Here is a 14,029-nt window from a genome sequence, read left to right as displayed (position 1 = left end):
GCACACCCCCCCCCTCCTCTTAGTAGACCTCTTGCCGAGGCAGAGGGGAGGGGGGGGGGGGGGGGGGGGGGGGGGGGGGGGGGGGGGCCCCCCACCCCCCCCCCCCCCCCCCCCCCCCCCGGGCCCGCCCCGAGGCGGAGAGCCCCGAGGCCGAGAGCTCAGGCCAGGCCGGCCAGGGCGATGGCCTCGGCCAGGCGGTGCTCGGACCGCTTGCGCGCCCGCTCGGCGCCCTCCCGACGGATCCGGGTGAGTTCGGACCGGTCCTCCAGGAGCGCGAGCGCACGCTCGCGGACCGGGCCGAGGGTGTCGATGACGGCCGTGCCCACCGCCTCCTTCAGGTCCCGGTAGCCGCCGATCCCCTCGGCGGCCTCCTCCGGCGTCGTCCCCCGGCAGGCCGCCAGGATGTCGAGCAGGTTGGCGACGCCCGGCTGCTCGACGGCGTCGTAGCGCACCTCGTTGCGGCCGTCGGTCACCGCGCGCGCGAACTTGCGGCGGATCACGTCGGGCTCGTCCAGCACGAACACGATGCCGTGCGCCTCGGAGCTCGACTTGGACATCTTCCGCGACGGGTCGCTCAAGTCCCGCACCCGCGCCCCGGCTTCGGGGAGCACCGCTTCGGGGACCACGAACACCTCGCCGTAGTCGTTGTTGAAGCGGCGGGCCAGCGTGCGGGCCAGCTCGACGTGCTGGCTCTGGTCCTCCCCCACGGGCACCTGGGCGGTGCCGTGCAGCAGGATGTCCGCGGCCATCAGCACCGGGTACGTCAGCAGGCCGAGCCGCACGGAGGCGCTGCCCTGGGACTTCTCCTTGAACTGGATCATCCGGCTGGCCTCGCCGAACGTACAGGTGCACTCCAGGAGCCAGGCGAGGGCCATGTGCTCGCGGATGAGGTCCGACTGCACGAAGAGCCGGTCCCCGGGAACCCCGGCGGCCACCAGCACCGCCAGTTGATGATCCGTCAGGTGCCTGAGTCGCTCGGGATCGTGATTGACCGTCATGGCGTGCATGTTGCTCACGAAGTACAGGTCATCCGGCCGCGAGTGGGCCGCCCAACGGCTGACCGCCCCCAGGTAGTTGCCGAGGTGCGCTTCGCCCGAGGGCGTGATGCCGGAGAGTCTGATCACTGGTCCGTCTCTCTGCTGGTAGCGGTGCCGCCCGCGTGGACCAGCCGCAGCCGCCCACCCGAGCGGCCGAATCTGCGTGAAGCGCAAGGATCAAGCCACCCTAGGCGGCCCACCACAGTCGTTCCATGCGCGTCATGAGCCAGACCATACCACCGGAGGTTTCCATTCCGCGCCATTACATGATCCACACACGCGCTGGTGACGCACCGCGGTTCCCGAACGGAACGCATAACCGGAACGGGATGGTTCGCTCCCGCCTGACTTGAAGTGATCGCGGGCTCAATTCCGCCCCCTTGGCACGCCTATTCACTCGTGCTTGACTCGAGGTACTCGCGTCACAACCGCATCAGTTCGATCCAATCGCTTTCGGCGGATCGGGAGACGAACATGACCGGCGAAGCATTCACCCACCCCCACATCGCACCATTGTTCACCGGCGCCGTGGCCGCCCACGCGATCATCGTGGCGGACGACATCGGGCTTTTCGACATCCTGGCGAAGGACGCCATTCACGAATCCGATCTGGACCGGCCGCCATTGCTGCCGGACCGCGTCCGGGTGAAAGGCGTTCTGCGGGCGCTCCACCAGGCCGGAATCGTCCGGTCGCACAACAGGTCCTTCTCGTTGACCGAGGCCGGGAACGACCTCCAGCAACACGTCCCGGTCTTCAAGCTCTGGTTCGGCGGATACGCGTCGGTACTGGCGCAGCACGTCAAGGGCACGCTCGATCCGTCGACCGGCGTACGCGGCGACGTCGTCGCGGAGTCGTCCGGGCGGATCGGCGCCCACCACCTTGATGAAACGATTCTTCAGCTGATCGAGTCGCTGGACCCCCGGGGCACGGTCTGCGACGTCGGCTGCGGCGCCGGCGTCCGGCTGCTCGCCATCTGCGCCCGGACGGGACGGCCCGGAGTCGGGTTCGACCTGTCGCCGGGGGCGGTCCGCTCCGCGCGGGCCGCGGTCCAGGAGGCCCGGACGCTCGGCCTGGACCTGAGCATCCGGCAGGGCGATGCCACGGCTCTGCCCGAGCGGCTCCCGGACGTCGACATCGTCACCCAGGCGTTCATGACCCACCACATCGCTCCCGACGACTACTGCGCGGCCGTCCTGCGCTCCTACAAGGCGACCTTCCCCAACGCGCGGTACCTCGTCGTCTTCGACACCGTGACGCCCGACGAGCCGGGCACCGGACCGGAGCTTTTCGGGCCGGGCTTCGACTACCTCCACGCGCTCCAGGGCATGGAGCCGCGCAGCCGCGAGGCGGTGCGCCGGCTGATCGACGACGCGGGGTACCGGTGCGTCCGGGAGGTCGAGCTGGCCGTCCCCCACAGCTACGCGTGGGTCCTCCAGCCCGTCCGGGAGGGTGCGTGAGACCGGGCACGGACGTGCGGCGGGTCCTCGTCCTCGGAGCGGGCGAGGTCGGGACCGCCGTGTGCGAGGCCCTCCTCGACCGGCTGGCGCCCGCCTACCTGGCCGTGCACACCTCCCGGCCGCGGACCCTGCGGGCCAGGACCGAACACCTGCGGTCCCTGGCGGGCGAGGGCACCGAGATCGGCGGCAGCTGGGGGGACCTCTACGGCCCGGTCTCGCTGGCCCGCACGGCCGCGCGGGAGATGACCGACGAGGAACGCTGGGAGCTCGCCGGCTACTACCACCGGCCGGCCGAGCCCGGCTCCTCGATGATCCACCGGATCATCGAGGAGCACCGGCCCGACCTGGTCATCGACGCCGTCACCTCCGCGACGAGCGGCCCGAGGGCCGTCATCCCCGCCGCGTCCCGGGAGCACCTGCTACGGGCGGCCGCTCCCCGCAGTGGCGGCGACGGCGCGGGCGAGGCGGTCGCCATCGACCGGCGGGCGGTGCTGGACGCGCTGCTGGACCACCCGACGGCGGCACTCTCGCGGTACGTGGCCGACCTGGACGTCGCCCTGGGCGAGTTCGACGTGCGCTGCTACGTCAAGGTGTCCACCAGCGGCCTGGGCGGCATGGGCTTCAGCTGCCCCTACACCCACGGCAGCGACACCGACGGCTTCCTGTCCGAGGCGCTGCTCGGGAAGATCAGCGCGGCCGGCACCCTGCACCAGCTCCTGTGGAACCTCCACCACACCCGGGGACGCTCCGTGCGGCTGATCGTGCCGCTGGCCCTGGTGGGGTGGGAGGACGTCCGGTACGGGCCGTACACCAGCCGCGGCCTGCGGGTGACGGCACGGGACGCCCCGGAACACGCCCCGCCGCCGGACGCGCCCGACCCCGAGATGGTCGTCGTACCGGCCGGCGACAACTCCACCTACAGCCGCGCGGAAATGGCGCTCGGCACGGCGCTGGGCCAGTTCGAGAGCGTCACCCGCGAGGAGGTGGCCCACATCGTGGTGGACGCCGCGCTCGGCTCCACCCGCCACGACCTGTTCTCCGCCATGGACGCGGCGGCCGTCCAGCCCTCCTACCGGGGGGCGCACCTGCGCGCCGCGCTGCTGCGGCGCATGCGGGACCTCGAACGGGAGTTCCGGAGCCCCAGCGTGGTCAGCGGGAACCTCGGGCCGGCGGTCGCCAAGGACCTGTTCGAGTTGCACGTCCTCGTGCAGGCCGCCGGGTCCCCCGACCAGGCGTGGCGGGTCGAGGCGGAGACGCTGGCCAAGCAGTGCGCGGACCTCGTCTCCACCGACGCGTACCTGCGCCGGCAGGCCCTGTCCGTCGACCTGGGCGTCATGATGCCCGACGGCCGGACCCTGCTGGGGGCCGAACCGGCGGCCGGCCCCGGGACCGACCCGATTTCCGGCACCTGGGCCGATTTCCGGCCGGCCAACGTCCTCCGCTGGCAGAACGCCCTGCGCGAGATCGCGGAAAGCACCGATCCGCTGCGCCACGCTTTCCGTATCGACGACCGGGATTTCGAGATCGGCGAGATCCTGGCATTCCACTACTTCCTGAACGGAAAGACCCGAAGGATCGACGGCCACTGACCGGGGAGGAAACATGAAGGACTTCGACCAGGCACAGCTCGACATCCTGATGAAGGAAGCGCCGGGATTGCGGCGCGAACTGCGCCGGAACCAGTTCCTCGACCGTTCCGAACTGGAGCGCCTCCAGGACGCCGCATTCACCAGGATGGTGCGCCACGCCTACCAGAACGTCCCGCTCTACCGGCGCAAGTACGACGCGGCCGGAGTGGACGTCGCCGCGATCCGGGGCGTCGCCGACGCCCATCTCCTGCCCGTGCTGGAGAAGGAGGAGGTGATCGAGGGATTTCCGGAACACACGATCGCGGCCGGCTACTCACTGGACGAGCTCACCACCGCCATCACCGGGGGTTCCAGCGGAAAGACCCTGCGCATCGCGTACTCCGCGCAGACGATGCGCAAGCGGGTCATGACCGCCTACCGGATCTACGACATGATGATGGGCGGCTACCGGCCCCATCACGTGCAGACGTACGTGTACACCGGGAAGTACCCGATCGAGGGACTCCCGGACGGGAGTTTCCCGCTCCGGCACATCTGGACCCTGGACCCCCTGGACGAAGCCCGGCAGAAGCTCCTCGACAGCAAGCCGCACATGCTGACGCTCTATCCGTCCAGGCTGGAGGACATCCGCCGGACGTTGAGCGCGGAGGACGTCGAGCTGCTCCGCACCAACCTGATCGTCATCAACGTGAAGTCGGAGATGTCGACCCAGGCGCAGCGCGACGAGTGGTCGGAGTTCTTCGGGGTCCCGGTGCTGGACGAGTACGGGTCCGAGGAGATGGCCGGCACGGTCGCCGCCCAGTGCCCGCACAAGGGCTACCACATCTGGGAGGACATCGCCCTCGTCGAGGTGGTCGACGACGCCGGCACCCCGCTGCCCGACGGGGAGACGGGCGACCTGGTCGCCACCTGCCTCTACAACTGGGCCATGCCGATGATCCGTTACCGGCAGGGCGACATCGCGGCCCTCCACCCGGCGCGGGCCTCCTGCCCCTGCGGGCGCGCGCTGCGCATGCTCAAGTCCTTCGAGGGCCGCAGGAACTCCTCGTTCGCCCTGAGCAGCGGCCGGTTCCTCTCCTCCGGCTACCTGCTGGACGTGGGGTACACCCGGCTGATGCAGTACGGCGACGCCCTGAACTCCTGGAGCCTGGTCCAGAAGACCGCGGACACGGTGGCCTTCGAGTGCATCCCCGGCCCCGGGATGACCGAGGAGATCCGCGAGCGCATCCGGAGCGAGGTGTCGGACCTCCTGTTCGGCGAGGCGGAGGTCGAGGTCGAGTTCGTCGACTCCCTGCGCGTCACCAACCGGGGCAAGCGCAACCAGATCATCAGCCTCGTGCCCTGACGGGCCCCGTGCCGTGACCGGCCCCGCGCCGTGACAGATCTCGTGCCCTGACAGAGCAGACCTCGACCTCCCGGAGTGGCAGATGCCCGCCAGTGCCCGGTACACGAACCTCACGCGCTACGAGAACATCGGGATCAACAAGCAGTTCAACTTCGCCGACGGACACGCCCACCAGGGCCAGAACCCCGCGCAGCGGGCCATCGTCGCCCAGCTGCCGGAGCTGTTCTACACCGCCGAGACCAGCCTCCAGGCCGACTCCGAGGACGACTTCCAGCGGTCGTTCTTCTCGCTGGCCGGGCAGCACTCGGCCGTCACCCACCCGCGCACGTTCCTGTGCTACTCCGCCTCGCTGGCCACCGACCTGGTGGCGACGTACCTGTCGTCCAAGGGGCGCACGCTCAGTCTCCTCCAGCCCTGCTTCGACAACCTCGCCACCATCCTCAAGCGGCGCGACGTCCCCCTCGTCCCCGTCTCCGAGGACGCGTTGGGCGAGGAGCGGATCGAGTCGACCCTGCGGTCGATGGAGACGGACGCGCTCTTCGTCACGCTGCCCAACAACCCGACGGGCTTCCGGCTCGAACCCCACGTCTTCGAGCGGGTGGTCGAGTTCTGCCGGGCGAACGGCAAGCTCCTGATCATCGACTGCACGTTCCGGTTCTTCGTCACCTCGCCCTTCTGGGACCAGTACGAGGTGCTGGAGAGGTCCGGCGTCGACTACATCGTCATCGAGGACACCGGGAAGACCTGGCCCACCCAGGACCTCAAGTGCAGCATCCTCGCCGTCAGCGAGGCGCTGTACGAGGACGTGCTGGAGCTCCACAACGACATCCTGCTCAACGTCAGCCCGTTCATCCTGCGGCTGCTGACCTCGTACATCCGCGACACCGAGCGCAACGGCCTGGACGCCACCGTGTGGAGCGTCGTCCGCTCGAACCGCGAGGCGCTGCGCGCCGCCCTGCGCGGCAGCGTGCTGGTCCCCGCCCACCCGCGGAGCACCGTGAGCGTGGAGTGGGTGCGCATCGACCATCCGGACCTGCGCAGCGAGGACGTCGTCGAGGTGCTGAGCCAGGCGCACGTGGGCATCCTGCCCGGGGACCACTTCTACTGGGCCGACCACGAGACCGGAGCGCGGTACGTCCGCTTCGCCCTGGCCCGGCCGCCGGTGTGGTTCGCCGGCGCCTGCCGGCACCTGCGCGACGTCATCCAGGCCCACGAGAGCCTGCGCGCATGACGGCGTCCGCACACCGGCCTTCACCGCGCATCGTCTACCTCGACGAGCCGACCCACATCACCGCCGGCTTCCTGAACGCGCTCTCCGCCTTCGGTCCGGTGCGGGTGCACTACGACCGGCCCGACCCTGCGGAGGCGGTCCGCCGCCTCGCCGCCGCGGACATCGCCATCGTGGAGTGGACCAGGCTGACCGACGACATCCTGCGCCGGGCCGGCCGGCTCCGGCACGTCGCCACCGTCCTGTCCGCCACGGACCAGGTGGACCTGGCGGCGGCCCGCGAACTGGGCATCAGCGTCTCGCACTGCCCGCGGTACTCCGTGGCGGCCGTGGCCGACCACGTCATGACGTGCGCGGCGACGCTGCTGCGGCGGCTGCTGCCCGCGCACGCGGCGGCGGCCACGGGCGTGCGGCACCGCTACGTGCCGTACCTCGGCCGCGAGCCGCGCGGACTCACCCTCGGGCTGCTCGGGGTCGGCCGGATCGGGCGGGCGGTGGCCGAACGCGCCGCCGGGCTCGGCATGCACGTCATCGGCACCAACCGCGGCGGGGTGCCCGTCCCGGGCGTCGAACCGGTACCCGTCGACGAACTCGTGCACCGCAGCGACGTGCTCTCGGTGCAGGTGCCGGCCACACCCGGCACCGCCGGGCTGCTGAACGCCGAGCTGGTGGCGGGCCTGCGCCCGGACGCGGTGGTCGTCAGCGTCTCCCGGCACTCCGTCCTCGACGTCGAAGCGCTCCTGCGGCGGCACCGGGCGGGGGCGCTCGGCGGCATCGCGCTGGACGACGCCCCCGAGCACCTCGTCCCCGCGCTGAGCGCCGTGCCGAACACGCTGCTGACCCCCGGCATCGCCTGGTACACCGAGCGCGCCCGGCGGGAGAACCTGGACGAGGTCCTCGGCAACATCGAGAGCCATCTCGCCGGAGGAGGCCGCAATGTCGTCACCTGAGGAGCGGGCGGTCTCCGACGCGCGCGCATGGCTGTCCGACCACCTCCGGCACCTGTCCTCCGGTGCCCGGGTCACCGAGTCCGACGGCACCTTCGAGGTCACCGTCGGGCCGGGGCGGCCGCGCGCGGTCAGCGTCCTGTGCTGCTGGCACGAGCCGTGGGCCGAGCGCCACCACGGTGTGGGCACGGCCGTCTCGCTGTCCGCGCTGTACGTCCTGGAGCTCCTGGAGGCCGCGGCGCGCTGCCCCGACGCGGCCGTCAGCGCGCTGTTCATCGCGCTGGACAGCCTGCCGTCCCGTACCGGGGCGTTCGCGGCCGGCCGCCGGCTGCTCGACGCGCCCGGGCCGACGCGCCTGGTCGTGGTCGCCGCCGGGTGCGCCCCCGGCGGCGGGTTCGCGGCCGCCCCCGGCGTGCCGTCCGAGGAGGTCCTGGGCGCGTCCCTGCCCGCGTTGCACCGCTCCGGGCTGGACGACGACGTCGTCCACGAGCTCGCCGCCTGCCGACGCGAGGGGATCGCCGCCTGCGTCCTCGACCCGGTGCTCGGCACCGGACTGTGGGGGCCCGACGCGCTCTGGGCCGCCCTGCACACCCCTTCCCGGAAGCAGGACCGACCGAGAGGTGACGGCTGATGCACACCGACTGGGAGACCGACGAGTCCGCGCAGGACTACTCGCACAACGTCGAGGCCGCCGCGTGGCAGACCATGGGGTACCCGGCGGTCTTCGCGGCTCTGGGCCTGCCGCGCGGCGACGACGGCCTCGTCATCGACTACGGCTGCGGCCCCGGGTTCGTGGCCCGGCACGTCGCCGCCGAGTTCGGACACCCCGTGACAGCCGTGGACACCTCGGCGTCCATGGTGGAACTGGCGGCGCGCAAGCACTCCCACCCCCGGGTCGACTACCGGCACATCCGCTCGGGCCGACTGCCCTTCCTGCCCGACTCGGCGGCCGGCGGGTGCATGTCCTGCTTCGTCTTCATGCAGATCCCGGACCGGCCGGCCATGGTGGAGGCCTGCCGGGAGATCCGCCGGGTCCTGCGGCCCGGGGCCACGTTCGCCATGCTCAACACCCACCCGGACAGCGTCGGCGTCCAGTTCGCCACCCTGCGCAACGGCGAACCCGGCCGGTCGTACTCCTCCGGTGATCCGATGACCACCGTGCTCACCACGGAACAGGGGACGCTGACCCTGCGTGACTACTACTGGCACGTCGAGGACTACGCCTCGGTCGTGGCCGAGGCCGGCTTCCAGGACGTCACGGTCGAGCACGTGGCACCGCCCGCCGGGGATCCGACACCCCACCCGCAGTTCCTGCTGGTGCACGGCCGGGCCTGAGTCCCCCCGCCGGAGCCCGGGCCGCTGCCGGGTCCGGGCTCTCCGGCGGGGGGATCGGTCGCGCCCGCCGTCGGCACCGCCCGCGTGCCTGGCGTCGAATTCGGCGGCGACGGCGTCGAGCCGGTCCCGGGGCATCGGGCCGAGGGCGAGGGAGGGGACCCGGACCGGTGGCAGGCCGCCGAGGGGGCGGGCTCAGCGGCCGAGCCGCGCCTCCAGGCGGGCCTTGGTGAGCTGGAGCCAGGCGATGTGCGAGGCTCCGAAGGCGTAGCCGTTCTCGTGGGCCATGGTGTGGACCTCGCGGGCCCACGCGGCGTCCAGTTCGGGGATCTGCGGGTCGTACGCGTCGGGCAGCGGCACGACGGCCGGGCCCTGGTGCTGCTTGAGCCGGTACTCCAGCTCCGTGTCGACGATGTCGAGGGCGATGTCGGGGCCGAGTTGCCCCGCGAAGAAGAAGCGCAGGTTGAAGTCGGGGTCCTTGGCGCGCGGCGACGGTTCGAAGGGGGATCGCGCCCACTCCAGCAGGGCCTCGCGGCCCCGCTCCGTCAGCCGGTACACCTTGGCGTCCGGCCGCCCCTCGCGGGGATCGACCTCGAAGTCCACCCAGCCGCGCTCGACGAGCGTGGCCAGCCGCCGGTAGATGTGCGGCAGCTGCACCCCGTACCCGACGTACCGGCCCGGCCCGTCCATCCAGCGCCGCAGGTCGTAGCCGGACAGCCGGCGCAGGGTCAGTGTCCCGAGGATCACGTAGTCGAGCTGCATGGACGGTACCTATGTTCTGAGGAACTCATGGCGGCCAGGCTCACCCGCTGCTGACGGGTTGTCAAGTCCCTCCCTCGCGGGCCCTTCAGGCGTCCGCGGCCAGGCGGAAGCCCGCGTGCCCGCTGGAGCTGTCCGGGCTGTTGGCGGTGCGGGCGGCGACCCGGTAGCGGTTGCAGTAGGACTTGTGGCACATGTGGGAGCCGCCGCGGATGACCTTGTCGGTCCCGAGGGCCGGGCCGGCCGGGTTGACCAGCGGGCGGCCGGCCGGGTGCTCGGTGGTCCACCAGTCGGCGCACCACTCCCAGACGTTGCCGGACACGTTGTACAGCCCGAAGCCGTTGGGCTCGAAGGCGTCGACGGGGGCGGTGCCGCGGAAGCCGTCGGCCGCCGTGTTCCTGGCGGGGAAGGTGCCGCGCCAGATGTTGCAGCGGTACTCCCCGGCCGGGTCCAGCTCGTCGCCCCAGGGGTAGCGGGCCTGCTCCAGGCCGCCGCGCGCCGCGTACTCCCACTCGGCCTCGGTGGGCAGCCGCTTGCCCGCCCAGGCCGCGTACGCCGCCGCGTCGTTCCAGGACACGTGGACCACCGGGTGGTCGCCCCGCTCCCCGATCCCGCTGCCCGGGCCCTCGGGGCGGTCCCAGGCGGCGCCCCGCACCCCGCACCACCAGGGCGCGCGCTCGGGGCGCGGGGCGCCGCGGCGCAGCGCGGCGGGCAGGAAGGACGCGAAGACGTAGGACCAGCCGATGCGTTCGGCGTCGGTGCGGTAGCCGGTGTCGGCGACGAACGCGGCGAACCGGTCGTTGGTGACGGCCCGGGAGTCGATCCGGAACGGGTCCAGCCGCACCGGGCGCACCGGGCCCTCCCCGTCGCCGGGGAACCCCTCGGCGTCGTCGGCGCCCATGAGGAACTCACCGCCGGGCAGCAGCACCATCCCGTCGTCCTCGGCGGCGGGCCGGCGCGGCGACGGGAGCGGCAGCGCGAGCGCGGCCGTCCCCCCTCCCCCGGACGGCATGCAGCAGCGAGCGGGAGCGGTGGGCTCGGTCATGCTCGGGTCCTCCCGTGCTGGCCAGGGCCTATCGCCTCCGGCACTTGTGTTCTAACGTACATAGCCCCACGACCCCCGGCCAAGGGAAGCCACCCCATGGACACCGATGTCATCGTCGTCGGGGCCGGCCTCGCCGGCCTCGTCGCCGCACACGAACTGACCTCCCGGGGGCGCCGGGTGGCCCTCGTCGACCAGGAGGGCCCCGCCGACCTGGGCGGCCAGGCGTTCTGGTCGTTCGGCGGACTGTTCCTGGTCGACTCGCCCGAGCAGCGCCGCCTGGGCGTCAGGGACTCCGTCGAGCTGGCCTGGAACGACTGGCGCGGCAGCGCGCGGTTCGACCGGCTGGACGACGAGGACTCCTGGGCGCAGCGCTGGGCCCGGGCCTACGTCGAGTTCGCCGCCGGCGAGAAGCGCCGCTGGCTCGCCGGACACGGCGTCACCTTCCTCCCGACCGTGGGCTGGGCCGAGCGCGGCGGCCTGCGCGCGGACGGGCACGGCAACTCCGTGCCGCGCTTCCACGTGGCCTGGGGCACCGGGCCCGGCGTCCTGGACCCCTTCGTCCGCAGCGCCCACCGGGCCGCCGCGGCCGGCCGGCTGACCTTCCACCACCGCCACCGGGTGGACGAACTGCTCGTCGTCGGCGGCACCGTCCGGGGCGTCCGGGGCGCGCTGCTGGCCGCCGACGACTCACCGCGCGGCGTCGCCACCAACCGCGACGTCACGGGCGAGTTCGAACTCACCGCCCAGGCCGTCATCGTGACCACCGGCGGCATCGGCGCCGATCACGACCTGGTGCGGCGCCACTGGCCCAGCCGGCTGGGCAGTCCGCCGAGGCACATGGTCACCGGCGTCCCGGCCTACGTGGACGGCCGGATGCTCGACATCAGCGCGGACGCGGGCGCCCGGCTGGTGAACCGCGACCGGATGTGGCACTACACCGAGGGCCTGCACAACTGGGACCCGATCTGGCCCGGCCACGGCATCCGGGTGCTGCCGGGCCCGTCCCCGCTGTGGTTCGACGCCCTGGGCCGGCGCCTGCCGGACCCGTGCCTGCCCGGCTACGACACCCTGGCCACCCTGCGCCACCTGCGCACCACCGAGGACATAGCCGCGTACGACCACTCGTGGTTCGTGCTCACCCAGAAGATCATCGAGAAGGAGTTCGCGCTCTCCGGCTCCGAGCAGAACCCCGACATCACCGCCGGCGACCGCAAGGCCTTCGCGCGCGAACGCCTGCTCGGCAAGGGCGCCCCCGCCCCGGTGGAGGCCTTCAAGCGCAACGGAGCGGACTTCGTCGTCGCCCGCACCCTCGACGAGCTCGTCGCCGGCATGAACCGGCTGACCGCCGAACCGCTGCTCGACCCGGTGGCCCTGCGCCGCCAGATCGAGGCCCGGGACCTCCAGATCGCCAACCCGTTCAGCAAGGACTCCCAGGTCCAGGGCATCCGCAACGCCCGCCGCTACCTGGGCGACCGCCTCGGCCGCGCCGCCGCACCGCACCGCATCCTCGACCCCGCCCACGGGCCGCTGATCGGCGTCAAGCTCCACGTGCTCACCCGCAAGACGCTCGGCGGCATCCAGACCGACCTCGACTCCCGCGCCCTCGGCCGGGGCGGCGACCCCGTCGAGGGCCTCTACGCGGCCGGCGAGGTCGCGGGCTTCGGCGGCGGCGGGGTGCACGGCTACAACGCCCTCGAAGGCACCTTCCTCGGCGGCTGCCTCTTCAGCGGCCGCCAGGCCGGTCGCGCCGCCGCCCGGCAGGTGGGCTGACCGGGCCCACCGGCCCTACGCGTGTGCCTTGACCCAGTCCCGCACCCGCTCGACGACCGAGCGCGCGGGCGGCGGCAGCCGGTCGGGGGGCCGCTCGGTGGGCGGCTGGTGGCGGGGGCGGCCGGTCGAGGCCGCCTTGGTCTCACGGGCCCGGACGGCCAGGGCGCGCAGCTCGGCCTCGGTGGCCACCGACCGCACGGCCGGGAACAGCCGTGCCTCCTCGTCGCCGGCGTGCCGGGTGACCTCCTCGGTCAGCCGGCCCACCAGCCGGTCGAACCGGGGCGAGGTCACCTGGGTCGGGCGCAGCTCCCCCAGCAGCGCCTCCACCCCGCGGTGGTCGGCCAGTTCGCGCTCCGCCACGGCCGGTCCGTCGGGCAGCCGGTCGCGGACGATCGGATAGAGGTGCTCCTCCTCGGCCCGGGTGTGCCGGACCAGCTGGTCGGTCACCAGATCGACCAGCTCCTTGCGCTGCGGGTCCCCGGCGGGGATGCCGCTGAGTTCGCTGAAGTGGGTCAGCACCGACCGGTGGTCGGCGGTGAGCTGCTCCAACAGGTCTTCGTCGTGAGGCACGGCTGCTGTCCTTCCTGTGTCCGCGGTCTTCCCGCCCCGCCGCCGCGGCCTCCCCCGCCCTCGCGTGTCCCCTCGGGCTCCCGGGCCAAACGCGGGGGCCCGCCCGGGCGCAGTGGCCGGTACTTCCCGGGTCCGGTACGGCCGGCGGGCCCGGTACGGCCACCGGGCCGGCTGCCCCGGCCCGCTCCGTGGTCGGCCTCCGCGATCCCCGCCCGGCCCCCGTTTGACCCTCCGCCCGGCGGCAACCCGCAGGGCTGTGGCATACCTCGCAGAACCCGTTCCGACCGTTCCGCAGCCCCGGCCGTCCGGCCGCTGCGACCGGTCCGGCCCGTGGCTGTCCGCCCGCCCCGGCCGGGCCCCCGGCCCCGCGGGCGCGGTCCTGTTCGGTCGCGACGGGACGCTGATCCAGGACGTCTCCCGCAACGGCGATCCCGCCATGGTCCATCCGACGGCGGGCATCCGGGCCGCGCTCGCGGCCCTGCGCGCGGCCGGCTTCGCCCTCGGCGCGGTGAGCAACCAGCCGGGCGTCGCCCGCGGCCTGGTCGGACGCGGAGAGGTGGAGTCCGTCCAGGCCCGCGCCGAGGCGCTGCTCGGGCCGCTCGACGTGTGGGCGGTCTGCCCGCACGGCCCGCACGACGGGTGCCGCTGCCGGATGCCGGCCCCCACGCTGGTGACGGCGGCGTGCCGGGCGCTCGGCCTGCCGCCGGCCCGGGTCACCGTGATCGGCACCACCGACGCCTTGGTGAACGCCGCCCTCGACGCCGGCGCGCACGTGATCCGCCTCCCCGAGCCGGCTCGACCGGAACACCACGCCTGTCCGCCCTGCACCCTGACGGCCTGCCGGACCGCCGACGGTCCCGCGCAGGCCGCCGAACTGCTGCTCCGGCGTTGAGCTGCCACGGCGCTGAACACTGTGCGCTGAAACACTGTCCGCGACCGTCCCCCTTCG

The 14,029-nt window shown here is 72.9% G+C and carries 13 protein-coding genes; 9 read left to right on the top strand and 4 right to left on the bottom strand.

All coding sequences use genetic code 11. From position 1 onward, the window contains the following. Positions 1–158: 158 nt before the first annotated feature. On the bottom strand, positions 159–1,124 hold the full coding sequence (gene trpS, locus ACZ55U_RS09810) for a tryptophan--tRNA ligase (RefSeq protein WP_465524307.1): 966 nt from the start codon (positions 1,122–1,124) through the stop codon (positions 159–161). Positions 1,125–1,511: 387 nt separating this feature from the next. Here trpS and ACZ55U_RS09805 point away from each other — a divergent pair, with 387 nt between their 5' ends. The 7 genes from ACZ55U_RS09805 to ACZ55U_RS09775 all read left to right on the top strand — a co-directional run bounded on the left by ACZ55U_RS09805 (position 1,512) and on the right by ACZ55U_RS09775 (position 8,939). Beyond that, positions 1,512–2,495: a class I SAM-dependent methyltransferase gene (locus ACZ55U_RS09805; protein ID WP_465524305.1), complete on the top strand. Its 984-nt coding sequence runs from the start codon at positions 1,512–1,514 to the stop codon at positions 2,493–2,495. Further along, on the top strand, positions 2,492–4,084 hold the full coding sequence (locus ACZ55U_RS09800; RefSeq protein ID WP_465524303.1) for a hypothetical protein: 1,593 nt from the start codon (positions 2,492–2,494) through the stop codon (positions 4,082–4,084). The genes ACZ55U_RS09805 and ACZ55U_RS09800 overlap by 4 nt, the downstream gene beginning before the upstream one ends. A gap of 13 nt (positions 4,085–4,097) precedes the next feature. Then, entirely contained in the window at positions 4,098–5,429 is a 1,332-nt protein-coding gene (locus ACZ55U_RS09795; protein WP_465524301.1) for a phenylacetate--CoA ligase family protein, read from the top strand. An 82-nt stretch (positions 5,430–5,511) separates the two neighbouring features. Further along, positions 5,512–6,660, top strand: a complete 1,149-nt coding sequence (locus tag ACZ55U_RS09790; RefSeq protein WP_465524299.1) for an aminotransferase class I/II-fold pyridoxal phosphate-dependent enzyme — start codon at positions 5,512–5,514, stop codon at positions 6,658–6,660. Next, a complete protein-coding gene (locus tag ACZ55U_RS09785) occupies positions 6,657–7,607 on the top strand; it encodes a 2-hydroxyacid dehydrogenase (RefSeq protein WP_465524297.1) in 951 nt (316 codons plus the stop codon). The genes ACZ55U_RS09790 and ACZ55U_RS09785 overlap by 4 nt, the downstream gene beginning before the upstream one ends. Continuing rightward, complete coding sequence (locus ACZ55U_RS09780) at positions 7,594–8,235, top strand: hypothetical protein (RefSeq protein ID WP_465524295.1); 642 nt, start codon at positions 7,594–7,596, stop codon at positions 8,233–8,235. Before ACZ55U_RS09785 ends, ACZ55U_RS09780 begins: the two co-directional genes overlap by 14 nt. Then, positions 8,235–8,939: a class I SAM-dependent methyltransferase gene (locus ACZ55U_RS09775; RefSeq protein ID WP_465524293.1), complete on the top strand. Its 705-nt coding sequence runs from the start codon at positions 8,235–8,237 to the stop codon at positions 8,937–8,939. The genes ACZ55U_RS09780 and ACZ55U_RS09775 overlap by 1 nt, the downstream gene beginning before the upstream one ends. Before the next feature lie 192 nt (positions 8,940–9,131). On the opposite strand, the gene ACZ55U_RS09770 is transcribed toward ACZ55U_RS09775, so the two are convergent. Beyond that, positions 9,132–9,698 carry a PadR family transcriptional regulator gene (locus ACZ55U_RS09770; RefSeq protein ID WP_465524291.1) on the bottom strand — a complete coding sequence of 189 codons (567 nt, stop codon included), beginning with the start codon at positions 9,696–9,698 and terminating at the stop codon, positions 9,132–9,134. Positions 9,699–9,783: 85 nt separating this feature from the next. Continuing rightward, the gene (locus tag ACZ55U_RS09765; RefSeq protein WP_465524289.1) at positions 9,784–10,740 is read right to left on the bottom strand and encodes a formylglycine-generating enzyme family protein; all 957 of its coding nucleotides are present in this window, start codon (positions 10,738–10,740) and stop codon (positions 9,784–9,786) included. A 96-nt stretch (positions 10,741–10,836) separates the two neighbouring features. Here ACZ55U_RS09765 and ACZ55U_RS09760 point away from each other — a divergent pair, with 96 nt between their 5' ends. Beyond that, entirely contained in the window at positions 10,837–12,510 is a 1,674-nt protein-coding gene (locus tag ACZ55U_RS09760; RefSeq protein ID WP_465524287.1) for an FAD-binding dehydrogenase, read from the top strand. Positions 12,511–12,525: 15 nt separating this feature from the next. Here ACZ55U_RS09760 and ACZ55U_RS09755 read toward each other — a convergent pair whose 3' ends face one another. Then, positions 12,526–13,080 carry a hemerythrin domain-containing protein gene (locus ACZ55U_RS09755; protein ID WP_465524285.1) on the bottom strand — a complete coding sequence of 185 codons (555 nt, stop codon included), beginning with the start codon at positions 13,078–13,080 and terminating at the stop codon, positions 12,526–12,528. 256 nt (positions 13,081–13,336) lie between these two features. On the opposite strand from ACZ55U_RS09755, the gene ACZ55U_RS09750 reads away from it, so the two are divergent. Beyond that, on the top strand, positions 13,337–13,972 hold the full coding sequence (locus tag ACZ55U_RS09750; RefSeq protein ID WP_465524283.1) for an HAD-IIIA family hydrolase: 636 nt from the start codon (positions 13,337–13,339) through the stop codon (positions 13,970–13,972). The last annotated feature ends 57 nt before the right edge of the window (positions 13,973–14,029 follow it).

The organism is Kitasatospora sp. NPDC034533, assembly GCF_055575155.1.
Note: the sequence above shows the minus strand (reverse complement) of the source record. Positions and strands in the feature narration are given on the sequence as shown.

Coding starts and splice junctions, on each gene's coding strand:
- ACZ55U_RS09805 (WP_465524305.1), top strand. CDS start 1,512: ATGACCGGCGAAGCATTCACCCACCCCCACATCGCACCATTGTTCACC.
- ACZ55U_RS09765 (WP_465524289.1), bottom strand. CDS start 10,740: ATGACCGAGCCCACCGCTCCCGCTCGCTGCTGCATGCCGTCCGGGGGA.
- ACZ55U_RS09775 (WP_465524293.1), top strand. CDS start 8,235: ATGCACACCGACTGGGAGACCGACGAGTCCGCGCAGGACTACTCGCAC.
- ACZ55U_RS09790 (WP_465524299.1), top strand. CDS start 5,512: ATGCCCGCCAGTGCCCGGTACACGAACCTCACGCGCTACGAGAACATC.
- ACZ55U_RS09780 (WP_465524295.1), top strand. CDS start 7,594: ATGTCGTCACCTGAGGAGCGGGCGGTCTCCGACGCGCGCGCATGGCTG.
- ACZ55U_RS09795 (WP_465524301.1), top strand. CDS start 4,098: ATGAAGGACTTCGACCAGGCACAGCTCGACATCCTGATGAAGGAAGCG.
- ACZ55U_RS09760 (WP_465524287.1), top strand. CDS start 10,837: ATGGACACCGATGTCATCGTCGTCGGGGCCGGCCTCGCCGGCCTCGTC.
- ACZ55U_RS09770 (WP_465524291.1), bottom strand. CDS start 9,698: ATGCAGCTCGACTACGTGATCCTCGGGACACTGACCCTGCGCCGGCTG.
- ACZ55U_RS09785 (WP_465524297.1), top strand. CDS start 6,657: ATGACGGCGTCCGCACACCGGCCTTCACCGCGCATCGTCTACCTCGAC.